The following is a 22,482-nucleotide window of genomic DNA, read 5'->3' on the forward strand; positions in this document are numbered from 1 at the left end:
TTCTTAACTGATATGGAACGAAAACGGAATCGCGGAAGGATCGGCCGTCCCATGAAAATCCTGGCGCTGTGCAGAGGCAATGCGGAACGGCTGCCCGGCAAGAGCTACAAGACCGGCATCTTCAAACACGCCGTCAATGGCGCCGTCATGATCGATGCCGAGGGGCTGGTCGGCGATGCGATCTGCAACCGCAAGCACCATGGCGGCATCGATCAGGCCGTCTATATCGAGGGCTCGCTGACGCTCGACTGGTGGGCGAGGGAGCTCGGCCGGCCTTATGAGCCCGGCACCTTCGGCGAGAACCTGGTGATCTCGGATCTCGACAATCGCGACGTTGCCGTCGGCGACCGCTTCTTATCAGGCGACCTCGTTCTCGAAGTCACGGCATGCCGCATGCCCTGCGCCACCTTCGCCGCCAGGATGGCCGATCCGAAATTCGTCAAACGCTATACGGTAGCCGCCCGCCCCGGCATCTATTGCCGGGTCATCCAGGGCGGCGTGGCCGAGGCCGGAATGCCGGTGCAGCACCAGTCATTTGCCGGCGAGAAAATCACCATGCCGGAGCTGATGGAAACTTTTGGGCGACGGCTTTCAGAGGCGGACCGGGCTCGATATCTCGCCGCCCCTATTCACTATAAGCTGCGGGCGATGCTGGACGCGCAGCCTTAAGCTCAATTTCACCTGTCCATCGCGAACGCAATTGTCACAGCGTCGGCGCAGCAGAGGTGAAAATAAAAATCGAATTGCCTGCTATCAGAACGGCAGCTTGAAGCCGGGCGGAATCGGCAGGCCGGCGGTCAGCGCCTTGGTCTTTTCGGCGGCGAGGGCTTCGGCTTTGTCCTTGGCGTCCTTGTGGGCGGCGACGATCAGGTCTTCGAGGATTTCGACGTCGTCTTCCTTGAAGAGCGACGGGTCGATTTTCAGGCTCTTCAACTCGCCCTTGCCGGAGATGATGACGGTGACGAGGCCGCCGCCTGCCTTGCCTTCGGCGGTGAGCTCGGCGATCTCCGCCTGCATCTGCTCCATCTTGGCCTGCATTTCCTTGACTTTGCCCATCATGCCCATGATGTCGCGCATCGTCTCGCTCCTTCTTGAAACGCTAGAATTCTATGTCGTCGCCCGGCAGGATGTCGCCTTCCTCGGATTCGGCGGCGGCCGGCGGTGTCGCCTCGTCCGCCTCTTCCTCCGGCGTCGGTGCCCGCACGCGCACGTCGATGATTTTCGCGCCCGGGAAATGCGCCAGGATCGCCGCGACGTCGGGATCCTGTCGCGCGTCGATGACGTGCTGTTCCCGCGTCCTGGCCTCTGCTTCCACCATCGTCGGCCCGCCTTCCTCGCGGCTGGTGCTGACGATCCAGTGGATTCCAGTCCATTCCTTGAGTTTGACGGCGAGCTCGTTGAGCAGCGTGTTCGGGGCGCCTTCGGTGAGGTTCACATCAAGCCGGCCGGGCTCGAGACGAACCGGCCGCACGAAGTTGCGCACCAGCGCCTTCAATTTGACATCGCGCTTTTCGCCGGCGAGGTCGACGATATCGCCAATGGAATTGATGCGCACGAGCGGCTTCGGAGCCTCTGCGGGCTTCGCCTCGGTGCGGCCGATGGTCTGCGGCTCCGGATTGGGCACGGCCCGCAGCATGGCGGTCGGCCCCGAGGGCTGCGGCCGCGGTGTCGGCTCGGCCGCGCGCGCCGCCACACTGCTCTGATAGGGAACACGCGTTCCGCTGCCGCCACCATTGCCGGAAGGCGGGGAGGAGGGGCGCGAACCGCCATTGTCGCCGGAAAATTCGGCAAGCCGGCGCGCCGCATCCTCGGGCGCCGGCAGATGGGCCGCATGCGCCAGCCGGATCAGCACCATTTCGGCTGCCCCTGCCGTGCGCGACGAGCCTTCCGTTTCGGGAATGCCCTTCAGCAGCATCTGCCAGATGCGCGACAGCGTCGTGACCGCTACGCCCTTGGCGAATTCCGCGGCCTTGGTGCGCTCGATTTCGCTGAGCGAGGGGTCGTTCGCCGCATCCGGCACATATTTCAGCCGCGTCACCAGATGGGTGAAATCGGCAAGATCGGTGAGCACCACGACGGGATTGGCGCCGGCCTCGTACTGGCCCTGGAATTCGCCGAGTGCTGCGGCGACGTCGCCTTTGACGATATGCTGGAACAGATCGACGATCCGGGCGCGGTCGGCAAGGCCGAGCATGCCGCGCACCGCTTCCGCCTGCACCACGCCGGCGCCATGGGCAATCGCCTGGTCGAGCAGCGACAGGCCGTCGCGGGCCGAGCCTTCGGCCGCGCGCGCGATCATCGCCAGCGCGTCCGCTTCCGCCTCGATGCCTTCCTTGGCCGCGATCGTGGTGAACAGCCCGACGAGATCCGACGCGCTGATGCGACGCAGGTCGAAGCGCTGGCAGCGCGACAGCACGGTGATCGGCACCTTGCGGATTTCGGTGGTGGCGAAGATGAACTTCACATGTTCCGGCGGTTCTTCAAGCGTCTTCAGCAGGCCGTTGAAGGCCTGCGTCGAAAGCATGTGCACTTCGTCGATGATATAGACTTTATAGCGCGCCGAAACCGGCCGGTAGCGCACCTGCTCGATGATCTCTCTGATATCGTCGATACCGGTATGCGAGGCGGCGTCCATTTCGATCACGTCGACATGGCGGCCTTCCATGATCGCCTGGCAATGTTCGCCGGGCACGCGCAGATCGATCGTCGGCTTGTCGATATCAGCTGTCTTGTAATTCAGCGCCCGCGCCAGGATGCGCGCCGTCGTCGTCTTGCCGACGCCGCGCACGCCGGTCAGCATGTAGGCCTGCGCGATGCGGCCGGTCTCGAAGGCGTTGGTGAGCGTGCGGACCATCGGCTCCTGGCCGACCATCAGGTCCGTGAAATCCTTGGGGCGGTATTTTCGTGCCAGCACCCGGTATCCGGTGCCCGTCGAGGCGGCATCTTGTGACTGTCGCTCGGTCTCGCTCATCGCCCTGCTTGCGCCCGAAGCTCGGGCTTCTTGGAAGAGAAGGTGGGAGGCTGGCACGATGACCCGTGCCGGGCTCGTTAGGGCTGCTTCCTTCCGGACCTGACCCGGTTGGCGAGTGGCTCGTCCACCACCAACCTCCCGAGTGCACATATCGGCAATATCGTCATCAAAAGCAAGCCAACATGATAAAAAACTGCTAGTCCTTGGAAAAGATAGGAGGAATGCCCTTGAACGGTTTCGAGCTCGACCCCCGGCTGGAAAAAGACAGCATCAGCATCATGGTCACAGGCCTCTGTGATCTGAGATTGTCGAGGGATGCCAGGTGGCCCTGGCTCGTTCTCGTGCCGCGCCGCGCCGGCATCACCGAAATTTTCGAGTTGACGCCGCTCGACCAGGTGCTGCTCGCCTTCGAGACGGACATGGTCGCCAAGGCTCTGAAGGAGATCACCGGTGCTGCAAAAATCAATGTCGGGGCTCTTGGCAATATCGTCCGCCAGCTTCATGTTCATGTCATTGCCCGCTTCGAAGGTGATGCCAACTGGCCGGGTCCTGTCTGGGGCTTCGGGCGCGCTGAGCCCTACGAGGATGGGAAGAGAGACGAATTCATAGCGAAGCTGCGGGAAGCCCTTTCATCATGAGTCATTCGCTTTTCGATTCGGACGTGCCGCATCCGGAACCCAGCAACCTCACCGCCTTTGCCGCCAACGACCTCAATCGTGATTCAGAGCATCGCGATGAGAAGTCGGTCGAAAGGGCGCTGGCGAGGGAAGGGACGCATATCTTCGCCTTCGCCAGGGACAAGCTGGTGCTGAAGCATGACGGGCAGGTGCTCGATCCGCTCTTTGCCCGCTACGAGCTGCAGGAACTGCGGCCGGATTGGGACGAGACGGTGCTTCTCGGCTACCGCAAAACAGGTGAGCCGCGGCTCGCGGTTCCCGTCGGCATCGATGTCGAGGATCTCGCCAGCCAGTACAAGCCCGCCGACGGCCGCACGCTGTTTCGCGAGATGCTGATCGACGAGGTGCTGCTCGGCGAATTCGCCCAGGCCGCCAGCCTCATCCGCTGGAACGGCGACAACCGCTTCTGCGGCCGCTGCGGTTCGGCGATGGAGATCCATATCGGCGGCTACAAGCGCGTCTGCACCGCCTGCGAGCATATGATCTTTCCCCGCACCGATCCGGTCGTCATCATGCTGACGATCGACGAGAGCCGCGATCTCTGCCTGCTCGGCCGCAGCCCGCATTTCGCGCCCGGCATGTATTCCTGTCTCGCAGGCTTCGTCGAACCCGGCGAGACCATCGAGAACGCCGTGCGCCGCGAAACGCTGGAAGAATCCGGCATCCGCACCGGCCGTATCCGCTACCACGCCTCGCAGCCCTGGCCGATGCCGCATTCGCTGATGATCGGCTGTTATGCCGAGGCGAAATCCACAGAGATCAAGCGCGATGAGACGGAATTGGAGGATTGCCGCTGGTTCACCCGCGAGGAAACGCTCGAGATGCTCGAGCGTCCAGGCGCCAATGGCAAGGCCTCGCCGCCGAAAGGGGCGATCGCCCACCGCCTGATGCGCGACTGGGTGGAGTGGAAGCGCTAGTGCCATGCCCGTCGCCCGTTCGGAACGGCTCCTGACGCTGCTCCAGACGCTTCGGCGTTATCGCAGGCCGGTGACCGGAACGGTGCTTGCCCAGGAGACCGGCGTCAGCCTGCGCACGCTCTATCGCGATATCGCCAGCCTGCAGGCCCAGGGTGCGATGATCGAAGGCGAGGCCGGCATCGGCTATGTGCTGAAGCCCGGCTTCATGCTGCCGCCGATGATGTTTTCCGAGGAAGAGCTGGAGGCACTGGTGCTCGGCTCGCGCTGGGTGGCCCGCGCCGCCGAGCCGCGCCTTGCCGGCGCCGGCGCCGATGCTCTGGCCAAGATCGCCGCCGTTCTGCCGGCCGATATGCGCGAAATGATCGATTCGGCCGCTCTCTTCGTCGGCCCCAAACGCCGGGATGAGGATAGCGCGGATGTCTCGGCCATCCGCCGGGCGATCCGTCTGGAGCGCATTCTCGAACTGCATTACGGCGACGAGCAGGGCCGGATCTCCAGGCGACGCGTCTGGCCTTTCGCGCTCGGCTATTTCGAGCATGTGCGCGTTCTCATGGCATGGTGCGAGCTGCGCCAGGATTTCCGCCATTTCCGCACCGATCGCATCATCGACATGGCGCTGCACGAGGTGCGTTATCCGCGCCGCCGTACCGCACTTCTCAAGGAGTGGCGCGAGACGCAGGACGTGCCGATCGAGCGGTGAATGCTGCTGCCATAAACTGTCAGCAGCTGGCGTTATGATCAGTCTCAATCCATCAGGGAAGGAGTACCGATCATGGCAACGTCTTCACTCATCCGCCAAGCCAGCGACCGTTTTGCAGTTGACGCCTTTGCCGATGTCATTTCGGCCGAAACTTTCGCCGATGTCGGGCAGTCCGAGCACTCCGGTATTCGGCGTCTAATCATGAACATCTTTCGGATTCGCAGCGCAAATCACACCATCCTCGATCTGGAAGCGGCGCCGGATTGCCGCAAGCGCGACCTTGGCTTCATGGATGGACGCGGTCCGCGCCGCCAGAGCCGTTTTTCGCTCTAGACCATCCGATCGTCATCCACATCGCCGGCCGAGAACGGGGCGCTGCTTTAGCAGCGCCTTCAGCTCCTGCTGCCATAAATTGGCAGCAGGCCGTTCCTCGCCGTGCCCAATTACCAGCAACGGGAGAACCGAAATGACCAGCCCCAATCTGATTATCCTCTACGTCAAGGAACCCGGCGAAAGCGCCAGCTTCTACCGGAACCTGTTGAACCGCGAACCGGCCGTGGAGGCGCCGAATTTCGTCGCCTTCCCGCTGGATGGCGGCTTCACGCTCGGCCTCTGGCGGCGCAGCAAGGTCGAGCCGCAGCCCTCCGCCATCGGCAACCGGGGTGAGGTGGCCTTCATGGTCGCGGGAGAAAATGCCGTTGCCAGGCAATATGAGGACTGGCGCCAGCGCGGCCTGCCGATCGCCCAGGAACTGACGGAACTGGATTTCGGCCCGACCTTCGTCGTGCTCGATCCGGACGGACATCGCCTGCGCGTCTGTGAGCCGGATAAGTAATATGCTGGATAGACGGGGCCTGCTTAGAGCAGGCCTCGCATCGCATGCCCCTTATAGACGCCGAGAATGCGCACCTTCTCGGAGAAGAACCGCAGTTCCTCCAACGCTCGGCGAACGTTCGGATCGTTCGGGTGGCCCTCGATATCGGCGTAGAACTGCGTCGCTACGAATTTTCCGCCGAGCTGGTAGCTTTCGAGCTTCGTCATGTTGATGTTGTTGGTGGCAAAGCCGCCGAGCGCCTTGTAGAGCGCGGCCGGAATGTTGCGGACGTTGAAGACGAAAGTGGTGACGACCTTCTCTTCAGCCGAATTGCGCTGCGCCCATTCCTCGTCCCGCGACAGGATGACGAAGCGGGTGACGTTGTTTTCCGTATCCTCGACATTTTCAGCGACAATCTCCAGCCCGTAGAGATCGGCTGCAAGACGCGGGGCAAGCGCGGCCATCGAGCGATCGCCGGTTTCCTTCACGAGTTTCGCCGCGCCTGCGGTATCGCCGGCGATAACAGGCTTCCAGCCATGGGCGCGCACGATCTTGCGGCACTGTCCGAGCGCGTGGATATGGCTGTGCACCGTGCGGATCTCGTCCTTGGTGACCCCGGGCAGCACCATCAGCTGGAAGCGAATCGGCATGAAATATTCGCCGATGATGTGCAGCCGCGATTCCGGCAGCAGATGGTGGATGTCGGCGACGCGCCCGGCAATCGTGTTCTCGATCGGGATCATCGCAATGTCGGCGTCGCCGTTGTCGACCGCCGTAAATGCATCCTCGAAGGTCTGGCAGGGCAGCGGCTCCATGGTCGGATACATGTCGCGGCAGGCCATGTCGGAATTGGCGCCGAATTCGCCCTGGAAGGCGATCCTGTTGGTCTTGATGTTCATGGGTGATTCCGTCAGTTCGACTTAGAGCATGATGCCGAAAAGTGTGAGCGGTTTTCGGACGACATCATGCTCTAACTCTTTAATTGAGAACAGGATTCAGATTTTAGGCCAACTGAGCTTAAAATCATCCTGTTCTGGCGGCGAGGATGCGCCGCGCCTTTTCGAGGTCGCCGGGAGTATCGACACCGAGCGGAACCGTGTCAACGATCTCGGCGTCGATGCGCATGCCGGCCTCCAGCGCCCGCAGCTGCTCCAGCGCCTCGCGCTTTTCGAGCGTTGACGGGCCGAGCGAAACGAACCGTTCGAGCGCCGCGCGGCGATAGGCGTAGAGCCCGATATGGTGGTAGAGCGGCCCCTTTCCGTAAGGCGCGGTCGCGCGGGTGAAATAGAGCGCGTGCAGACGGGTCTCGGAAACGGGCGAACCGACGACCTTGACGATGTGCGGCGCGGTCTTGTCCTCCTCATTGTCGATTTCGGTCGTCAGCGTGCCGATATCGACCGCCGGGTTCTCGAGGGGACGCAAAGCCGCCCGCACGGTTTCCGGCTCGATCGTCGGCAGATCGCCCTGGACGTTGACGATGATCTTCGCCCTTCCGTCGGGATCGACTTTCTGCAGCGCCTCGAAGATCCGGTCGGAACCCGATTGGTGATCCTGGCTGGTCATGACGACTTCGAAGCCGGCGGCGGCGATGGTATCGAACACCTCGTGGTCGTCGACAGCGACGACCACGCGGCCGATGGCCGCCTCCTTCGCACGCATCGCCACCTGCACGATCATCGGCAGGCCGCAAATATCGGCAAGCGGCTTGCCCGGAAGCCGAGTGGAGGCCATCCGCGCCGGGATCAATACGAGCACCTCGTCTAAATTTGAATCACTCATGGTTCGGGCCTTCTATTCCGGGCTGAAAAGTGTCAAAAAGTCTCACACGCAAGACCATTTAGACAGTTGCAACGATCAGCCAAAAGACATAGGTTCCGCGCGATTTCAAGATGGTCCGGTTTATGGTCTGCCGGCTGCAAGGGGAGCATTGCAGATGAATTCATACGTCAATACGGCCGTGGGGGCACTGCTCGGAACGATTTTCGTTCTGATGTCGGTCTCGATCGCGTCCGAGGGGATCTTCCATTCCGAAGCGCCGGAGAAGGAAGGTTTCGCGATCGTTGCCGAAGAGGCGCCGGCCGCCGGTGGCGAAGCCGCGCCGGCCGCTGCCGTTCCGATCGCGCAATTGCTCGCTTCTGCAGATGCCAAGGCCGGTGAAGTGGTCTTCAAGAAGTGTCAGGCCTGTCATGACGCCACCAAAGGGGGGCCGAACAAAGTCGGTCCTAACCTCTTTGGTGTCGTAGATCGCCCGATCGCCTCGCATGAAGGCTTCGCCTATTCCGCCGCCATGAAGGATTTCTCCAAGGGCAGCAGCGAAAAGTGGAGCTTCGAATTCCTCAACAAGTTCCTCCTGGCGCCGAAGAAGGACGTTCCCGGCACCGCGATGGGCTTTGCCGGTCTCCCGAAGGACCAGGATCGCGCCAACGTCATCCTTTATCTGCATACGCTGGCCGATTCGCCGGTGCCGCTGCCGGATCCGAACACGGCTACGCAGTAAAGCGAAGCGCAATCGCCTGAAAATCGAAGCCCGGCCGCAAGCCGGGCTTTCTTCGTTCCGGGAGCAGGTTCAGGCGCCGAGGAAATAGGCCCAGAGCGAGACGGTGATGGCGCCGAGCGCCGTCGTGACCGAGATCGTCGAGGCGGCGAGGCTATGCCCAACGCCGAAGCGATTGGCGATCAGCCAGGCGTTGACGCCTGTTGGCACCGATGAGGTCAGCACGATCGCCGCCGTCCATTCGGGGCTGAGGCCGAGGAGATGGCTTGCCGCCCAGACGCAGCCCGGCAGCAGCAGCAGCTTGCAGGCCGAGGTGACGCTGGCGATGCCGAGATTGCCGGATACGCCGTATTTTTCCAATGCCATGCCGAGCGAGATCAGCGCCGCCGGGCCGGCAATGCCGGCGATCTGGTTGACGACCGTCGCCAGCGCCGCGGTCATGGTCAGGCCGGAAAGGTGCATGGCCATGCCGGCCGCAAGCCCGATCACCAGCGGATTGCGGACGAGATTGACGGCAATCTGGCGCAGCACGAACAGCATGCTGCGGTCGCTTTTGCCGGCGATCTTTCGCTCGGCATGCTCCATCAGAACGGTGCCGGCGACCATCATGACCGGCAGATGTACGGCGAGCAGGATCGACAGCGCCACCAACCCCTCGTCGCCGACGGTGCGCTCGACGAGCGGCAGTCCGATGAAGACATTGTTGGCGAAGGCCGAGGACACGCCGGCGAGCACGCCGATCCGTTCGTCACGGCCGAAGAGGCGCGTGGCGGCGATATGACCGGCCGCCCAAGTGATGGCGACGCCGGAGAAATAGACGATCCAGAGCCGGAACGGCGAGGCGCCGTGAAAATCCGCCTCGGCAATCGTGCGGAAGAGTAAGAGCGGCACGGCGATCTTGAAGACGAATTCGCTGAGCGCTTCGCCGACATTCGATGCCATCAATCCGCTGCGGACGATCACCCAGCCGATGAGAATCAGGATGAAGATGGGAAGGACGTCGAGAATGATGGCTGACATGGGAAAGGCTGCTTTGCGCGGGAGGTCCCACCTCTAACAGCAAACCGCCCGGATTGAAAAGGCAAAGGCCGCCCGATCGCCAACAGAGCCGTCCGCAAAGCAAAAAAAGCGGGCTCAGCCCGCTTTTCCGCTCCGGCCCTGCCGGATATCCGAATCACGAAGCTGCCAGTTCATCCGTGGTCAGCGTCGCGCCGGTAAGATCGAAGGGATCATCCCTTACGCGCCCGGCTGCAACCGAAAGCTGCTCATGCCGGTCTTCTTGCGAGTATTTCTAGATTTCGAAGATGACAGGGGCATGACGAATAAGCGGCACTTTTGCGAAGAAATAGCTGCGCCATTCACCATTTATCCTTCCAAACCGCGGAAATTTCGCTAAGACCGAACCCCGGCTATCACAAATCCGGGACTCCCCATTTCATGACCAGATTCGATGTTCTGACAGTCGGCAACGCAATCGTGGATATCATTGCCCGTTGCAACGACCAGTTCCTCATTGACAACCAGATCACCAAGGCGGCGATGAATCTCATCGATGCCGAGCGCGCCGAACTCTTGTATTCGCGCATGGGGCCGGCCCTCGAAGCCTCCGGCGGCAGCGCCGGCAACACGGCGGCGGGCGTCGCGAACCTCGGCGGCAAGGCCGCCTATTTCGGCAATGTCGCCGCAGATCAGCTCGGCGACATCTTCACGCACGATATCCGCGCCCAGGGCGTCCACTATCAGACGAAGCCGAAGGGTACCTTCCCGCCGACGGCGCGTTCGATGATCTTCGTCACTGAGGACGGCGAACGCTCGATGAATACCTATCTCGGCGCCTGCGTCGAACTCGGCCCGGAGGACGTCGAGGCCGATGTCGTGGCCGACGCCAAGGTCACCTATTTCGAAGGTTATCTCTGGGATCCGCCGCGCGCCAAGGAAGCCATTCTCGATTGCGCCCGTATCGCCCATGAGAACGGCCGCGAAATGTCGATGACGCTTTCCGACAGCTTCTGCGTCGACCGCTATCGCGGCGAGTTCCTCGATCTGATGCGTTCCGGCAAGGTCGATATCGTCTTCGCCAATCGCCATGAAGCGCTGTCGCTTTACCAGACCGAAGATTTCGAAGAGGCGCTGAACAAGATCGCCGCAGACTGCAAGATCGCTGCGGTGACGATGAGCGAGAACGGTGCCGTCATCCTGAAGGGCCGCGAGCGCTATTATGTCGATGCGATCAGGATCAAGGAAGTCGTGGACACGACGGGTGCCGGCGATCTCTTCGCCTCCGGCTTCCTCTATGGCTATACGCAGGGACGGTCGCTGGAAGATTGCGGTAAGCTCGGTTGCCTGGCGGCCGGCATCGTCATCCAGCAGATCGGTCCGCGCCCGATGACCTCGCTGTCCGACGCCGCCAAGCGGGCTGGGCTTATTTGAAGGCTTCGCCGGGATAGGCGCCCCAGATCTCCGACTGCGCCACCCAACCGGAGGCGCCGTCGGTTTCGGCGCGGCACCAGTCGCCGGTGCATTCGCCGATCGTCAGCATCACGCCGGGTTCCAGCTTGGCGACGACCGAGGCGGAAGGCAGCGCCTCGCGGCGCAGATTGACGTAGACGCCCTTGCCCTTCGTCTTCATCCACGGCGCGGCGATTGCGGCGCGCTGGCCTGACAGCAGCGACTGGTTGACCCAGCCTTCGGTGCCGTCGGCATCGCGGATGCGCCGCCAGTTGTCATATTCCTGAATGATTTCCACAGGCAGCCCGGATTTCAGGTACATCCACGAAACGGCGTAATCCGTTCCCGGACCGATGCGCAGATTGACGCGTTTGGATTTCAGCGTCACGAAACGCGGCAACGGCAGTCCGCTCGGCCCCTTGGCCGCCTGCGCATGGGCAAATTCAACAGTTCCCAGGGATGCGGCCAGACCGATCGCGAGGGCGAGGCAGGACTTCAGGACTTTGCTGCGCATGGAAGCTTCCGTTTGCTCGAATCTGCGGGCCAGGCCCTGCCTGCTCGCTGGCCGGGCACTGACATTCCCCGGCTGCACCACGAGTTTTGTTTGTCTTCGCGTGCGGGTCTGGTAGAAAATGCCCGGAATGGGAAAATTATCACCCCTCTTGGTTAAAGACCTCTGAACAAGGCACGACAGGCAGCCATGACAGCGAAGAAAAAACCGAAGGTCTACATCACCCGCAAGCTGCCGGATGCCGTCGAAACCCGCATGCGGGAACTCTTCGACGCCGAGCTCAACATCGACGACACGCCGCGTTCCGTTCCCGAGCTGATCGCCGCCGTCAGGACCGCCGACGTGCTGGTGCCGACCGTCACCGATCGCATCGATGCGGCGCTGATCGAAGAGGCCGGGCCGCAGATGAAGCTGATTGCGAGCTTCTCCAACGGCACCGACCATATCGATGTCGAGGCGGCGGCGCGCAAAGGCATCACCGTCACCAACACGCCGAACGTGCTGACCGAGGACACGGCCGACATGACGATGGCGCTCATTCTCGCGGTGCCGAGACGGCTCGGCGAAGGCGCACGCGTATTGACCGACAAGCCCGGCGAATGGGCCGGCTGGTCTCCCACCTGGATGCTCGGTCGGCGCATCCACGGCAAGCGTATCGGCATCGTCGGCATGGGCCGCATCGGCACGGCGGTCGCGCGGCGCGCCAAGGCTTTCGGTCTTTCGATCCACTATCACAACCGCAAGCGCGCCAATCCGGCCGTCGAGGACGAACTCGAGGCGACCTATTGGGAAAGCCTCGACCAGATGCTTGCCCGCGTCGACATCGTATCCATCAACTGCCCCTCGACGCCGGCGACTTTCCATCTGCTCTCGGCGCGCCGCCTGGCGCTGCTGCAGCCGACCGCCTATCTCGTCAACACCGCCCGCGGCGACGTGGTCGATGAAGCCGCGTTGATCAAGTGCCTGAGGGAAGGCAAGATCGCCGGCGCCGGCCTCGACGTGTTCGAAAACGAACCCGCCGTCAACCCGAAGCTCGTCAAGCTCGCCAATGAGGGCAAGGTGGTACTGCTGCCGCATATGAGTTCGGCGACGATCGAAGGCCGGGTCGACATGGGCGACAAGGTCATCATCAATATCCGCACCTTCATCGACGGCCATCGGCCGCCGAACAGGGTGCTGCCCGGCCGTTGAAAGACGCCCCTTCGAGCTCGATCAGGCGGGGTTGATTTGGGGCGCAAGGACCTTGCGCATCTCGATGAAGGTCGTCCTGGCAAAACCGGGATGGGCCTTCTCGGCGGTTCTGGAAAAGCCCCAGGCGGCAAAGACGGCGTGATTGTCGGTAAGCTCGATGCGTGTCTCCAGCCGCAAGGCGGGAAGGCCGAGCGCTGAGGCCGTCTCCTCGGCGATATCAAGCAATCGCCGCCCGAGGCCCTTGCCTTGCGCCGAAGGGAGAACGGCGAGCTTGCCGACATAAAGGCAATCGGCTTCCGGCCGCAGGAAGAGGCAGCCGGTCAGCCTGCCGTTATCGATCGCGACATGACCGATCTCGGCTTCGGCCTTCGCTGCCAGCGCTTCGGCCGTCAGGCTGAGCGCCGACGATGGTGGATCGATCCTGCCGTTCATCGAGGCGAAGGCGGTCAGGATGAGGGCGAGCAGTTCGTCCCAGCGCGTGAAGCTGGCATCGAGGCGGATGATCGTCATTGCGCCGGCCTTGCGCGGCGGCGCCTGTAGCGCACGGTCTCGAACCGTGCCGAGAGGGCGTCGTAAAGCAGCAGCCGCCCGATCAGCGGTTCGCCGGCGCCGGTGACGAGCTTGATCGCCTCCATCGCCATCATCGTGCCGATGACGCCGGTGAGTGCGCCGATGATGCCGGCCTCGGAGCAGGCAGGGATGAGCCCCGGCGGCGGGGCCTCGGGAAACAGGTCGCGATATCGGGGGTTGGGCGTCCCGTCCTCGGCTGTCTCATAGGGTTTCAGAACCGTCAGCGAACCGTCGAAACGTCCGACCGCGCCGGTGACGAGCGGGATGCGCGCTTCTTCCGCCGCGTCGGCCGCGGCATAACGCGTGTCGAAATTGTCGGAGCCGTCGATCAGGAGATCGAAGCCGGACAAATGACGGCGGGCAGTCTCCTGAGAGAAGCGCTCCTCGAAACGGATCAGCCGGATATGCGGGTTGAGCCTTGTGATCGCCAAGGCGGCGCTTTCCGTCTTCAGCTCGCCGATCGTACCGGAATCATGGATCACCTGGCGCTGCAGGTTCGAAAGGGAAACCCTGTCGTCGTCGACGATTCCGAGCGTGCCGACGCCGGCCGCGGCCAGATATTGCAGGATCGGCGCACCGAGGCCGCCGGCGCCGATCACGAGCACGCGGGCGGCTTTCAGCTTCTGCTGGCCTGCGCCGCCGATTTCGGGGAGCAGGATGTGGCGGTGATAACGGGCGATTTCATCGGTGCTGAGCGGTTCCATGGCGCCGATCGTATCATGGCGCCCGACGTCGGGAAAAGCCGCCTCCGTCATTCGAACACCTTGCCGTCGGCCACCGTGAAGACCTGCGCCCGATCACCGAGTGCGGAGAACATCGCGCGATCCGTGCCGGTCATGAAAGCCTGGCCGCCGAGCCCGTCGATGAGGTCGAACAGCGCGGCGCGGCGGCCCTCGTCGAGATGCGCTGCGATCTCGTCGAGCAGCAGGATCGGCGCGTGGCCGGTGAGATTGCCGACGAGCCGGGCGTGCGCAAGCACCAGGCCGACGAGCAGCGCCTTCTGCTCGCCGGTGGAGCAGCGTTCGGCCTCCATCGCTTTTTCGCGATGGTGCACGATGAGGTCGGCCCGGTGTGGCCCCTCCAGCGTGCGCCCCGCGCCGGCATCGCGGTAGCGGCTCTCGGCGAGTATCGCCGCGTAGTCGTCCTCGAGGTCGACCGAAGGGCGCGAGAATTGGCCGTCCATGAAGCCGGAGAGCTGCAGGGACGCAGAGGGAAAGGGAGACGTCTCGCGCGTTTCCTCGATCAGCCGGGCGAGCAGGCCGAGCATCTCCTGCCGGGCGAGCGCCATGGCGATGCCGAGGCTTGCCATCTGCTCCTCGATGCCGGTGAGCCAGGACGGATCGAAGCGGCCTTCGTCGAGCAATTTGTTGCGGCTGCGCATGGCACGCTCGAAATCGCTGGCGCGGCGGCCATGGGCGGGATCGAGCGACAGCACCAGCCTGTCGAGAAAGCGCCGCCGGTCGGAGGAGGCGCCGGTAAAGAGGCCGTCCATCGCCGGGGTCAGCCAGAGAAGGCGCAGGTGATCGGTCAATTCGTCGGCCGTCCTCGCCGGCGTGCCGTTGATGCGCAGCCTGCGGGTGGTGGTGTCCTCGCCGGTTTCGATGCCGGTGCCGATCTCGACTTCACCCTCCATGCCATCGAGCGCGGCGAAGATCGAAAAACCGCCGGCTGCGCCGACGCGGGTAATATCGCCATAGGCCGCGCGCCTGAGGCCGCGGCCGGGCGAAAGCAGCGAGACCGCCTCCATCAGGTTGGTCTTGCCGGCGCCATTGTCTCCCGTCAGCACCACGTGCCGGCCGTCGAGGGCAAGCGTTGCCGCCGCATAATTGCGGAAGTCGCTCAGCTTCAGGCGGGAAAGGAAAACCTTGTGCGGCATCGGATGTCCGGAATCGTTAAGCGTGACAGCTAAGCCGAAGCGGCGCCGATGGCAAGGCTCGCCGCTTCTTTGCTATCGTAACCTCCTGTTGGCGCTGGCGAAAATCACCGCCGCAACGGGCGGCGACAGAACGGGGCAGCGTTCCCAAGGTTAAGAAAAATACAACCTGTGAGGCCATGGCTGGCGACCTCAGGCCGTGCCGCCTGCAGCGATAGCTGCGGCTTGCGCGCCTTGATATCAGGGGCTTTGACGCATTTCTCCGAATCGACTGACGTAACGTAAAGTCCAGAAAAAGTCGGTTGAAATTTGCAACTTTCGGGTTGAGTTATCCCGCAGAAACGATATGGTGAACAAAGCGTTTATGTAAAGAGAGTGGTGAAGTGCCGGATCCGGTTGATATTATCGTTGGTCGCAACATCAGACAGCTTCGCGCCCTTCGCCGTGTTTCCCAGCTCGAACTTGGTGAAGCACTCGGACTGACTTTCCAGCAGATCCAGAAATATGAAAAGGGAACAAACCGCGTTTCCGCCAGCAAGCTGCACCAGATCGCGGTTTTTCTCGGTGTCGAGATCTCCGCTCTCTTCGAGGGAACGGGCATATCGGAATTCGGCAGCCGGATCGAACTCAGCCCTGACGCCTATGCGCTTGCCCTGAGCTACGACAAGCTGAGCTCCGCCGCCGGCAAGGAAGCGGTCAAGACCATTCTCACGCTCATGACCGGCGAAGCGGTAGACAGCGCCGCCTGAGCGGCAGCTTTACGCTGGGAAAGACAGGACCTCTCCAAGAAATGGAGGGGCCGCGCCGGGACATTTGCACGTCTGCGGCGCAATCGCGAGGCAGACCCACATCACCTAAAGAGCGGAGCGTCTGGGGCGACGGCGTGCGAAGGGGCAGCGGTCTTGCGACAACGATGTGCGAGGAAAATAGACCTGAAGCGCGCGAAGCGATCCGAAAGATCGCTGCATGCTTTAGTGAATCTCGCATCCGTGCAGCGCCGTCAGCAGATCGTCCTGCGTCTGGTGGCCGGCATGATAGAGGTCGATCGCCATGCTGGCGATGGAAAGGCCCTGCTGGCTGCGAAGCTTGATGTTGCGTTCGGCACACCATGTGTAGATGGCGCCGGCGAGAACGTCGATGTCTTCGGACTGAGAGGAAAAGGCTGGCGCCATGATAGATACTCTTGCTTCCGTGGTCCCGCGTCCGATGGGGCGCGCTGAGAACGCTGTGTCATGTTAATTGCGCATCATCCTCCCGGTATCGGTGCCGATCTCCTGATTATGCGCTGACGGCAAAGATTGAAGTCATTTGGAAAACTTGCAAGCGGCATCATCCGGCTGCGTTAATGCAGTTTCTTTTCCGATTGAACGCCGTATCGATCTGGAACAGATGTCCCAAATCGGGACTTGCCCGAAAAAAAGCCGGAGACGTTTCCATCCCCGGCTTTTGCGATTGCGTATCGATCGGAGCCTCAGCCTTCGAAGAATTCCTTCATCCGGGCAAAGAAGCCCGTCGATTCGGGATTGTTCTCCTTGGAGGAAATCTGCTCGAATTCCTGCAGCAGCTCGCGCTGGCGCTTGGTCAGCTTTTGCGGCGTCTCGATCTGGATCTGGATGTAGAGGTCGCCCGTCTGCGCCGAACGCAGCACCGGCATGCCCTTGCTCTTGAGACGGAACTGTTTGCCGGCCTGCGTGCCCTCGGGAACCGTCACGCGCGACTTCGTGCCGTCGAGCGTCGCCACGTCGAAAGTACCGCCGAGTGCGGCCGTCGTCATCGAGATCGGGACGGCGCAATAGAGATCGGCTCCGTCGCGCTGGTAGAACTCGTGCGGCTTCACCGACAGGAAGATATAGAGGTCGCCCGCCGGCCCGCCGCGGGTGCCGGCTTCACCCTCGCCCTGCAGGCGAATGCGTGTGCCGTCCTCGATGCCCGAGGGAATATTGACCGAGAGCGAACGCTCTTCCGTCACCCGGCCCTGGCCGTGGCACTTCTGGCAGGGATCGGGAATGATCTGGCCGCGGCCATGGCAGGTCGGGCAGGTCCGCTCGATCGAGAAGAAGCCCTGCGCGGCGCGCACGCGCCCCGTCCCCTGGCAGGTGCCGCAGTTCTTCGGCTGCGTGCCGGGCTTGGCGCCCGAACCCGAACAGACGTCGCAGGTGATCGACGTCGGCACGCGGATCTGCGCCGTCTTGCCGGAGAAGGCCTCTTCCAGCGTGATTTCCATGTTGTAGCGAAGATCGGCGCCGCGTTCGCGCCCGCCCGACGAGCGCTGGCGCGCGCGTCCGCCGCCCATCATCTCGCCGAAAATATCCTCGAAAATGTCCGAGAAGCCGCCGCCGGCAAATCCGCCGCCACCGCCGCCCATGCCGCCATGCTCGAAGGCCGCATGGCCGTAGCGATCATAGGCCGCCCGCTTCTGCGGGTCCTTGAGCATCTCATAGGCTTCGTTGATTTCCTTGAACTTCCGCTCGGCGTCCTTGTCATCCGGGTTCTTGTCCGGATGGTATTTCATCGCCAGTTTTCGGAAGGCGCTTTTCAGCTCTTTCTCGTCCGCCGACTTGGCTACACCCAGAGTTTCGTAAAAGTCCGCTTTTGCCATTAAGGATTAAACCCCGGAAATGGATTTCCGGCTGCCATGGTGAGCAGCCGGATCAGGTGTTGAAGCATAACCACGCCGCCGCGGATTACGCGGACTTCTTGCGGTCGTCGTCCTTGATTTCCTCGTAGTCGGCATCGACGACATTGTCGCCGTCTTCCGCCGAGGCATCGGCAGCAGCGCCGCCTTCGGCCTGCTGTGCTTCATAGATCGCCTGACCGAGCTTCATGGAAACTTCCATGAGCGTCTGGGTCTTGGCCTTGATGTCTTCGGCGTCGGCTTCGGTTGCCTCGGTCGCGGACTTCAGAGCGGCGATCGCATCCGAGATTGCGGTGCGGTCGGCTTCGGAGACCTTGTCGCCGTAATCCTTCAGCGACTTTTCCGTGGAGTGGATCAGGCTTTCGGCCTGGTTCTTGGCTTCCACGGCCTCGCGGCGCTTCTTGTCTTCGGCGGCATGCGACTCGGCATCCTTGACCATCTTCTCGATGTCGGCGTCGGAGAGGCCGCCGGAAGCCTGGATGCGGATCTGCTGTTCCTTGCCGGTGCCCTTGTCCTTGGCCGAAACCTGCACGATGCCGTTGGCGTCGATGTCGAAGGTGACTTCGATCTGCGGCACGCCGCGCGGCGACGGCGGCAGACCGACGAGGTCGAACTGGCCGAGCAGCTTGTTGTCGGCAGCCATTTCGCGCTCGCCCTGCGAAACGCGGATGGTGACGGCCTGCTGGTTGTCTTCCGCGGTCGAGAAGGTCTGGCTCTTCTTCGTCGGGATCGTCGTGTTGCGCTCGATCAGGCGGGTGAAGACGCCGCCGAGCGTTTCGATGCCGAGCGACAGCGGGGTCACGTCGAGGAGTAGAACGTCCTTGACGTCGCCCTGGAGAACGCCGGCCTGGATGGCGGCGCCGAGAGCGACGACTTCATCCGGGTTGACGCCCTTGTGCGGCTCCTTGCCGAACAGCTGCTTGACGACTTCCTGCACCTTCGGCATGCGGCTCATGCCGCCGACGAGAACGACTTCGTCGATTTCGGCAGCGGTGACGCCGGCATCCTTGAGGGCTGCCTTGCAGGGCGCGATCGTGCGCTGGACGAGATCGTCGACCAGGCTTTCGAGCTTGGCGCGGGTCAGCTTCAGCGTCAGGTGCTTCGGGCCGGAGGCGTCGGCCGTGATGAACGGCAGGTTGATTTCGGTCTGCTGCGAGGACGACAGCTCGATCTTGGCCTTTTCGGCAGCTTCCTTGAGGCGCTGCAGGGCAAGCTTGTCGTTCTTCAGATCGATGCCGTTGTCCTTCTTGAACTCGGCAACGAGATATTCGACGAGACGCATGTCGAAGTCTTCACCGCCGAGGAAGGTATCGCCGTTGGTGGACTTCACTTCGAAGACGCCGTCGCCGATTTCGAGGATCGAAATATCGAAGGTGCCGCCGCCAAGGTCGTAAACGGCGATCGTCTTGCCGTCCTTCTTGTCGAGGCCGTAGGCGAGAGCGGCAGCGGTCGGCTCGTTGATGATGCGCAGCACTTCAAGGCCGGCGATCCTGCCGGCATCCTTGGTTGCCTGGCGCTGGGCGTCGTTGAAATAGGCGGGAACGGTGATGACGGCTTTCTCGACCTTTTCGCCGAGATAGGATTCGGCGGTTTCCTTCATCTTCTGAAGGATCATCGCGGAAATCTGTGCGGGCGAGTAGCCCTTGCCATTGGCTTCGACCCAGGCGTCGCCATTGTCGCCCTTGACGATGGTGAAGGGAACGAGATGCTTGTCCTTCTCGACGGTCGGATCTTCATAGCGGCGGCCGATCAGGCGCTTCACCGCAAAGAGCGTGTTCGTCGGGTTGGTGACCGCCTGGCGCTTGGCCGGCTGGCCGACGAGGCGCTCGCCGTCATCGGAAAAAGCCACCATGGAAGGGGTCGTGCGCGCACCTTCCGCATTCTCGATGACCTTCGCGTCCTTGCCGTCCATGACTGCGACGCAGGAATTCGTCGTTCCAAGGTCGATACCAATTACTTTTGCCATGTCATTCTCTCCTTGAAGCAAGCTGTCGGAACCCCGAGAAGGCATTTCCCTGACAGCCCCTTACGGGATGGGTCTACTTGAGATTACGCAATCGTGATTGCGGTGATGCGGCGTATATAAGGAGCGGTTTTCTGGACTGCAAGGCGGGAATTGGCCCGGAATCCAGCAAAACGAATGTGTTGCATTCAATTTTGACGGCAGCCGGGAGGGAGGTCTGCCGACGGCCTGCAAGGCAGTTGTTTCCTAGGGTACGGGGCTTGCGCCGGGCGTGCCGCAAAAATCTCACTGGCCCATGATCAGGTCGAGCAGGGTGGTGCGCCGCGGCTGCACCGAAGAGGTCGCCTGCGGCGTCCCGACATCGCCGGGCGGCACGACGTTTCCATAGCCGGACCCGTCGCCTTCGGCAACGTCGGAAGGCGGGACCGGACCGTTTCCGGACGGCACATTTTGCTGGCGCACGGGCGCCTGCGGATAGCGATTGGCACTTTCGTCGCCGCCGAAGACGCCGGAAATGATGCCGCCGATCGTCGTCGACGGCGGCGCCTCGGCCGTGACCGGCTGCCCGCCGTCGGGTACGGCCTGCGCCATCGGCTGGCCATTGTCCTGATCCCCGATCAGCTGGCCGTTGCCGAAGAGCGGAGCCGGCGAAAGACCCTTGTGGGCGGCGATCATAAATTCCTTCCAGGCCTTGGCCGGAAGACCGCCGCCGGTCACCTTCTTCATCGGCTTGCCGTCGTCATTGCCGAACCAGACGCCTGTCGTGAGGTTGCTGGTGAAGCCGACGAACAGCGCGTCGCGCGAATTCTGCGTCGTGCCGGTCTTTCCTGCCGCCTGCCAGCCGGGGATCTTGGCGCTCTTGCCGGTGCCGTTTTCGATGACGCCCATCATCATCGCATCCATTTCGGCGGCGATCTGCTCGGAGAGCACGCGCGGCGGGCTGTCATAGGTATTTTCGTAGAGAACCTTGCCTTCGGCGGTCGTCACCCGGCGGATGACGTGCGGCGTCGCCTTGTAGCCGCCGTTCATGAACGCGGCATAGGAGGCGGTCAGCTCCATCAGCGAGACTTCGGATGTGCCGAGCGCAATCGAGGCGTTCGGCTGCAGCTCGCTTTCGATGCCGAGCCGGTGGGCGAGTTTGATCACCTGATCCGGCCCGTCATACATCACCAGCTGCGCGGCAACCGTGTTCAGCGACTTGGAAAGCGCAGTGGCGAGCGTCACTTCGCCATTGTATTTCTTCTCGTAATTCTCCGGCGTCCAGTCGCCGATGCGGATCGGCGCGTCGTTGAACACCGAAAAAGGCGTCAGTCCCTTCTCCAGCGCAGCGGCATAGACGAAGGGCTTGAACGAGGATCCCGGTTGGCGCTTGGCCTTGACGGCGCGGTTGAACTGGCTTGCCGCGTAATCCCTGCCGCCGACGAGCGCGCGGATCGCGCCGGTCCCGTCGATCGAGACGAGCGCCGCCTGCGAGGCGTCGAGCTTGCCGCCTTCCTTGTCAAGCACGTCGACCAGCGATTGTTCGGCCTTCTTCTCCAGCGATTTGTCGATGGTCGTATCGACGATGACGTCTTCCTTGATGTCGCCGATCAGCCCGGGCAATTGGTCCATCACCATGTCGGCGACATAGTGCCCGGCGCCGGACCAATAGCTCTTGGCGGAAGCCGGGGTCTGCGACATCGCCGTCTTCACCTCGGAATCGGTGATGAAGCCCTGTTCGCGCATCGCCGCGAGTACGAGCTGGGCGCGTGCATTCGCCGCTTCCGCGTCGCGGGCCGGCGAAAGCCGCGACGGCGCCTTCAGCAGGCCGGCCAGCACGGCGGCCTCGCCGAGGTTCACGTCACGCGCCGATTTGTTGAAGTAGCGCCGCGACGCCGCTTCGACGCCATAGGCATTCGATCCGAAGAACACGCGGTTGAGATACATCGCAAGGATCTGGTCCTTGGTGTATTTCTGCTCCAGCCAGAGCGCGAGCAGCACCTCCTGCACCTTGCGCTCCAGGGTTCTTTCCGGAGAGAGGAAGAGGTTCTTGGCGAGCTGCTGCGTCAGCGTCGAGCCGCCCTGCACCATGTGGCCGGCGGTGAAGTTGGTGACGATCGCCCGGCCGAGGCCGAGCGGATCGACGCCGAAATGCGAATAGAAACGCCGGTCTTCGATGGCGATGACGGCTTCCGGAATATAGGGCGACATGTTTTCGAGCGACAGCGCCTCGCCGCCGGTGGCGCCGCGATTGGCGATGACGCTGCCGTCGACGGCGGTAATCTTGACGTTCGGCGGCCGTTCCGGGATCGCCCATGTGCTGGCGCTCGGCATGCGCGAGCCGTAATAGACGACAAGCCCGGCGACGCCGATGCCGGCCCAGATGAAAAGCACGACGCACCAGTAGACCACGCCGCGCAGGAAGCCGAAAAAGCCGCCGCCTTCGCGTTCGCGCGGCTCGCGCCGCCGGCGGGGAGCCGCCCGCTGCTTCGGGAGCTTTGAGCTGCCGCGCCGCGCGGACCGGTTTCCGCCAATGCGGTCGTCGGCATCGAGCGAGAATTCGTCATCGTCGCGTGCCGGACGGCCGCTGAAGGAAGGTTCGATTCTGTCGCCTGATCTGCCGCTGCCTGCCATCGCCGACCGGTCACACCCCTGTTCGATCGCGAAGCCCGGCTTCGCACAACGGCGCACTCGCGAGCGACGTGATCATCCGAGTGAACTTTAATTGCGGCGATTTAA

The 22,482-nt window shown here is 62.7% G+C and carries 23 protein-coding genes and 1 other RNA gene; 10 read left to right on the forward strand and 14 right to left on the reverse strand.

What is annotated here, in order from left to right:
* The first annotated feature begins 51 nt into the window (after nucleotides 1-51).
* Nucleotides 52-669, forward strand: a complete 618-nt coding sequence (locus CO670_RS09330; RefSeq protein ID WP_176538905.1) for an MOSC domain-containing protein — start codon at nucleotides 52-54, stop codon at nucleotides 667-669.
* 84 nt (nucleotides 670-753) lie between these two features.
* Here CO670_RS09330 and CO670_RS09335 read toward each other — a convergent pair whose 3' ends face one another.
* From CO670_RS09335 to ffs, 3 genes are all read right to left on the reverse strand, one after another.
* Nucleotides 754-1,077, reverse strand: coding sequence for a YbaB/EbfC family nucleoid-associated protein (locus CO670_RS09335; protein ID WP_003571208.1), 324 nt, complete (start codon nucleotides 1,075-1,077; stop codon nucleotides 754-756).
* A gap of 22 nt (nucleotides 1,078-1,099) precedes the next feature.
* On the reverse strand, nucleotides 1,100-2,971 hold the full coding sequence (locus CO670_RS09340) for a DNA polymerase III subunit gamma/tau (RefSeq protein ID WP_097589985.1): 1,872 nt from the start codon (nucleotides 2,969-2,971) through the stop codon (nucleotides 1,100-1,102).
* A 42-nt stretch (nucleotides 2,972-3,013) separates the two neighbouring features.
* Nucleotides 3,014-3,110, reverse strand: an RNA gene (ffs, locus tag CO670_RS09345) — signal recognition particle sRNA small type.
* Between the two features lie 88 nt (nucleotides 3,111-3,198).
* Between ffs and CO670_RS09350 the strand changes: the two genes are divergently transcribed.
* The 5 genes from CO670_RS09350 to CO670_RS09370 all read left to right on the forward strand — a co-directional run bounded on the left by CO670_RS09350 (nucleotide 3,199) and on the right by CO670_RS09370 (nucleotide 6,100).
* Nucleotides 3,199-3,609, forward strand: a complete 411-nt coding sequence (locus tag CO670_RS09350; protein ID WP_097590150.1) for an HIT family protein — start codon at nucleotides 3,199-3,201, stop codon at nucleotides 3,607-3,609.
* On the forward strand, nucleotides 3,606-4,565 hold the full coding sequence (nudC, locus tag CO670_RS09355) for an NAD(+) diphosphatase (RefSeq protein WP_097589986.1): 960 nt from the start codon (nucleotides 3,606-3,608) through the stop codon (nucleotides 4,563-4,565). Before CO670_RS09350 ends, nudC begins: the two co-directional genes overlap by 4 nt.
* Nucleotides 4,566-4,569: 4 nt before the next feature.
* Nucleotides 4,570-5,265, forward strand: coding sequence for a YafY family protein (locus CO670_RS09360; protein ID WP_097589987.1), 696 nt, complete (start codon nucleotides 4,570-4,572; stop codon nucleotides 5,263-5,265).
* 72 nt (nucleotides 5,266-5,337) lie between these two features.
* Entirely contained in the window at nucleotides 5,338-5,598 is a 261-nt protein-coding gene (locus CO670_RS09365; RefSeq protein WP_097589988.1) for a hypothetical protein, read from the forward strand.
* 133 nt (nucleotides 5,599-5,731) lie between these two features.
* Nucleotides 5,732-6,100, forward strand: coding sequence for a VOC family protein (locus CO670_RS09370; protein ID WP_097589989.1), 369 nt, complete (start codon nucleotides 5,732-5,734; stop codon nucleotides 6,098-6,100).
* 23 nt (nucleotides 6,101-6,123) lie between these two features.
* Here CO670_RS09370 and CO670_RS09375 read toward each other — a convergent pair whose 3' ends face one another.
* Together CO670_RS09375 and CO670_RS09380 are read right to left on the reverse strand one after the other, a co-directional pair.
* The gene (locus CO670_RS09375) at nucleotides 6,124-6,978 is read right to left on the reverse strand and encodes a prephenate dehydratase (protein ID WP_097589990.1); all 855 of its coding nucleotides are present in this window, start codon (nucleotides 6,976-6,978) and stop codon (nucleotides 6,124-6,126) included.
* A 124-nt stretch (nucleotides 6,979-7,102) separates the two neighbouring features.
* Nucleotides 7,103-7,858 carry a 3-deoxy-manno-octulosonate cytidylyltransferase gene (locus tag CO670_RS09380; RefSeq protein ID WP_097589991.1) on the reverse strand — a complete coding sequence of 252 codons (756 nt, stop codon included), beginning with the start codon at nucleotides 7,856-7,858 and terminating at the stop codon, nucleotides 7,103-7,105.
* A 154-nt stretch (nucleotides 7,859-8,012) separates the two neighbouring features.
* Here CO670_RS09380 and CO670_RS09385 point away from each other — a divergent pair, with 154 nt between their 5' ends.
* Entirely contained in the window at nucleotides 8,013-8,576 is a 564-nt protein-coding gene (locus CO670_RS09385) for a cytochrome c family protein (RefSeq protein ID WP_088676417.1), read from the forward strand.
* 69 nt (nucleotides 8,577-8,645) lie between these two features.
* Here the strand turns inward: CO670_RS09385 and CO670_RS09390 are convergent, their stop codons facing one another.
* The gene (locus tag CO670_RS09390; RefSeq protein WP_097589992.1) at nucleotides 8,646-9,593 is read right to left on the reverse strand and encodes an AEC family transporter; all 948 of its coding nucleotides are present in this window, start codon (nucleotides 9,591-9,593) and stop codon (nucleotides 8,646-8,648) included.
* A 417-nt stretch (nucleotides 9,594-10,010) separates the two neighbouring features.
* Between CO670_RS09390 and CO670_RS09395 the strand changes: the two genes are divergently transcribed.
* Nucleotides 10,011-11,003, forward strand: coding sequence for an adenosine kinase (locus CO670_RS09395; protein ID WP_097589993.1), 993 nt, complete (start codon nucleotides 10,011-10,013; stop codon nucleotides 11,001-11,003).
* Here CO670_RS09395 and CO670_RS09400 read toward each other — a convergent pair.
* Nucleotides 10,996-11,535 carry an SH3 domain-containing protein gene (locus CO670_RS09400; RefSeq protein WP_088676420.1) on the reverse strand — a complete coding sequence of 180 codons (540 nt, stop codon included), beginning with the start codon at nucleotides 11,533-11,535 and terminating at the stop codon, nucleotides 10,996-10,998. The genes CO670_RS09395 and CO670_RS09400 overlap by 8 nt on opposite strands.
* Nucleotides 11,536-11,721: 186 nt before the next feature.
* Here CO670_RS09400 and CO670_RS09405 point away from each other — a divergent pair, with 186 nt between their 5' ends.
* Nucleotides 11,722-12,723 (forward strand): D-glycerate dehydrogenase, encoded by a 1,002-nt coding sequence (locus tag CO670_RS09405; RefSeq protein ID WP_088686621.1) that lies wholly within the window; start codon nucleotides 11,722-11,724, stop codon nucleotides 12,721-12,723.
* Nucleotides 12,724-12,744: 21 nt separating this feature from the next.
* On the opposite strand, the gene CO670_RS09410 is transcribed toward CO670_RS09405, so the two are convergent.
* Genes CO670_RS09410 through recF form a run of 3 tightly spaced genes read right to left on the reverse strand, consistent with a single transcriptional unit; the run spans nucleotide 12,745 to nucleotide 15,169 of the window.
* Nucleotides 12,745-13,233, reverse strand: coding sequence for a GNAT family N-acetyltransferase (locus tag CO670_RS09410; protein ID WP_097589994.1), 489 nt, complete (start codon nucleotides 13,231-13,233; stop codon nucleotides 12,745-12,747).
* Nucleotides 13,230-14,048 carry a molybdopterin-synthase adenylyltransferase MoeB gene (locus CO670_RS09415; RefSeq protein ID WP_097589995.1) on the reverse strand — a complete coding sequence of 273 codons (819 nt, stop codon included), beginning with the start codon at nucleotides 14,046-14,048 and terminating at the stop codon, nucleotides 13,230-13,232. Before CO670_RS09415 ends, CO670_RS09410 begins: the two co-directional genes overlap by 4 nt.
* On the reverse strand, nucleotides 14,045-15,169 hold the full coding sequence (gene recF, locus CO670_RS09420; RefSeq protein ID WP_097589996.1) for a DNA replication/repair protein RecF: 1,125 nt from the start codon (nucleotides 15,167-15,169) through the stop codon (nucleotides 14,045-14,047). The genes CO670_RS09415 and recF overlap by 4 nt, the downstream gene beginning before the upstream one ends.
* 380 nt (nucleotides 15,170-15,549) lie before the next feature.
* Here recF and CO670_RS09425 point away from each other — a divergent pair, with 380 nt between their 5' ends.
* Nucleotides 15,550-15,915, forward strand: a complete 366-nt coding sequence (locus CO670_RS09425; protein WP_097589997.1) for a helix-turn-helix transcriptional regulator — start codon at nucleotides 15,550-15,552, stop codon at nucleotides 15,913-15,915.
* Nucleotides 15,916-16,137: 222 nt separating this feature from the next.
* Here the strand turns inward: CO670_RS09425 and CO670_RS09430 are convergent, their stop codons facing one another.
* The 4 genes from CO670_RS09430 to CO670_RS09445 all read right to left on the reverse strand — a co-directional run bounded on the left by CO670_RS09430 (nucleotide 16,138) and on the right by CO670_RS09445 (nucleotide 22,377).
* Nucleotides 16,138-16,338 carry a hypothetical protein gene (locus tag CO670_RS09430; RefSeq protein WP_088676426.1) on the reverse strand — a complete coding sequence of 67 codons (201 nt, stop codon included), beginning with the start codon at nucleotides 16,336-16,338 and terminating at the stop codon, nucleotides 16,138-16,140.
* A gap of 299 nt (nucleotides 16,339-16,637) precedes the next feature.
* Nucleotides 16,638-17,765 carry a molecular chaperone DnaJ gene (gene dnaJ / locus CO670_RS09435; RefSeq protein ID WP_088676427.1) on the reverse strand — a complete coding sequence of 376 codons (1,128 nt, stop codon included), beginning with the start codon at nucleotides 17,763-17,765 and terminating at the stop codon, nucleotides 16,638-16,640.
* A gap of 85 nt (nucleotides 17,766-17,850) precedes the next feature.
* Nucleotides 17,851-19,767 carry a molecular chaperone DnaK gene (dnaK, locus tag CO670_RS09440; RefSeq protein WP_097589998.1) on the reverse strand — a complete coding sequence of 639 codons (1,917 nt, stop codon included), beginning with the start codon at nucleotides 19,765-19,767 and terminating at the stop codon, nucleotides 17,851-17,853.
* 282 nt (nucleotides 19,768-20,049) lie between these two features.
* Nucleotides 20,050-22,377, reverse strand: coding sequence for a transglycosylase domain-containing protein (locus tag CO670_RS09445; protein WP_097589999.1), 2,328 nt, complete (start codon nucleotides 22,375-22,377; stop codon nucleotides 20,050-20,052).
* Between the last annotated feature and the right edge of the window lie 105 nt (nucleotides 22,378-22,482).

Origin of the sequence: Rhizobium sp. J15, from assembly GCF_002531825.1 — a bacterium.
Classification (GTDB): Bacteria; Pseudomonadota; Alphaproteobacteria; order Rhizobiales; family Rhizobiaceae; genus Rhizobium.

What these genes read in the sequence shown, in the direction of transcription:
- CO670_RS09335 (WP_003571208.1), bottom strand. Translation starts at nt 1,077, where the DNA reads ATGCGCGACATCATGGGCATGATGGGCAAAGTCAAGGAAATGCAGGCC.
- recF (WP_097589996.1), bottom strand. Translation starts at nt 15,169, where the DNA reads ATGCCGCACAAGGTTTTCCTTTCCCGCCTGAAGCTGAGCGACTTCCGC.
- CO670_RS09380 (WP_097589991.1), bottom strand. Translation starts at nt 7,858, where the DNA reads ATGAGTGATTCAAATTTAGACGAGGTGCTCGTATTGATCCCGGCGCGG.
- CO670_RS09400 (WP_088676420.1), bottom strand. Translation starts at nt 11,535, where the DNA reads ATGCGCAGCAAAGTCCTGAAGTCCTGCCTCGCCCTCGCGATCGGTCTG.
- dnaJ (WP_088676427.1), bottom strand. Translation starts at nt 17,765, where the DNA reads ATGGCAAAAGCGGACTTTTACGAAACTCTGGGTGTAGCCAAGTCGGCG.
- CO670_RS09430 (WP_088676426.1), bottom strand. Translation starts at nt 16,338, where the DNA reads ATGGCGCCAGCCTTTTCCTCTCAGTCCGAAGACATCGACGTTCTCGCC.
- CO670_RS09360 (WP_097589987.1), top strand. Translation starts at nt 4,570, where the DNA reads ATGCCCGTCGCCCGTTCGGAACGGCTCCTGACGCTGCTCCAGACGCTT.
- CO670_RS09370 (WP_097589989.1), top strand. Translation starts at nt 5,732, where the DNA reads ATGACCAGCCCCAATCTGATTATCCTCTACGTCAAGGAACCCGGCGAA.
- CO670_RS09395 (WP_097589993.1), top strand. Translation starts at nt 10,011, where the DNA reads ATGACCAGATTCGATGTTCTGACAGTCGGCAACGCAATCGTGGATATC.
- CO670_RS09410 (WP_097589994.1), bottom strand. Translation starts at nt 13,233, where the DNA reads ATGACGATCATCCGCCTCGATGCCAGCTTCACGCGCTGGGACGAACTG.
- CO670_RS09330 (WP_176538905.1), top strand. Translation starts at nt 52, where the DNA reads ATGAAAATCCTGGCGCTGTGCAGAGGCAATGCGGAACGGCTGCCCGGC.
- CO670_RS09375 (WP_097589990.1), bottom strand. Translation starts at nt 6,978, where the DNA reads ATGAACATCAAGACCAACAGGATCGCCTTCCAGGGCGAATTCGGCGCC.
- CO670_RS09385 (WP_088676417.1), top strand. Translation starts at nt 8,013, where the DNA reads ATGAATTCATACGTCAATACGGCCGTGGGGGCACTGCTCGGAACGATT.
- CO670_RS09340 (WP_097589985.1), bottom strand. Translation starts at nt 2,971, where the DNA reads ATGAGCGAGACCGAGCGACAGTCACAAGATGCCGCCTCGACGGGCACC.
- CO670_RS09390 (WP_097589992.1), bottom strand. Translation starts at nt 9,593, where the DNA reads ATGTCAGCCATCATTCTCGACGTCCTTCCCATCTTCATCCTGATTCTC.
- CO670_RS09445 (WP_097589999.1), bottom strand. Translation starts at nt 22,377, where the DNA reads ATGGCAGGCAGCGGCAGATCAGGCGACAGAATCGAACCTTCCTTCAGC.
- CO670_RS09415 (WP_097589995.1), bottom strand. Translation starts at nt 14,048, where the DNA reads ATGACGGAGGCGGCTTTTCCCGACGTCGGGCGCCATGATACGATCGGC.
- CO670_RS09365 (WP_097589988.1), top strand. Translation starts at nt 5,338, where the DNA reads ATGGCAACGTCTTCACTCATCCGCCAAGCCAGCGACCGTTTTGCAGTT.
- nudC (WP_097589986.1), top strand. Translation starts at nt 3,606, where the DNA reads ATGAGTCATTCGCTTTTCGATTCGGACGTGCCGCATCCGGAACCCAGC.
- CO670_RS09405 (WP_088686621.1), top strand. Translation starts at nt 11,722, where the DNA reads ATGACAGCGAAGAAAAAACCGAAGGTCTACATCACCCGCAAGCTGCCG.
- dnaK (WP_097589998.1), bottom strand. Translation starts at nt 19,767, where the DNA reads ATGGCAAAAGTAATTGGTATCGACCTTGGAACGACGAATTCCTGCGTC.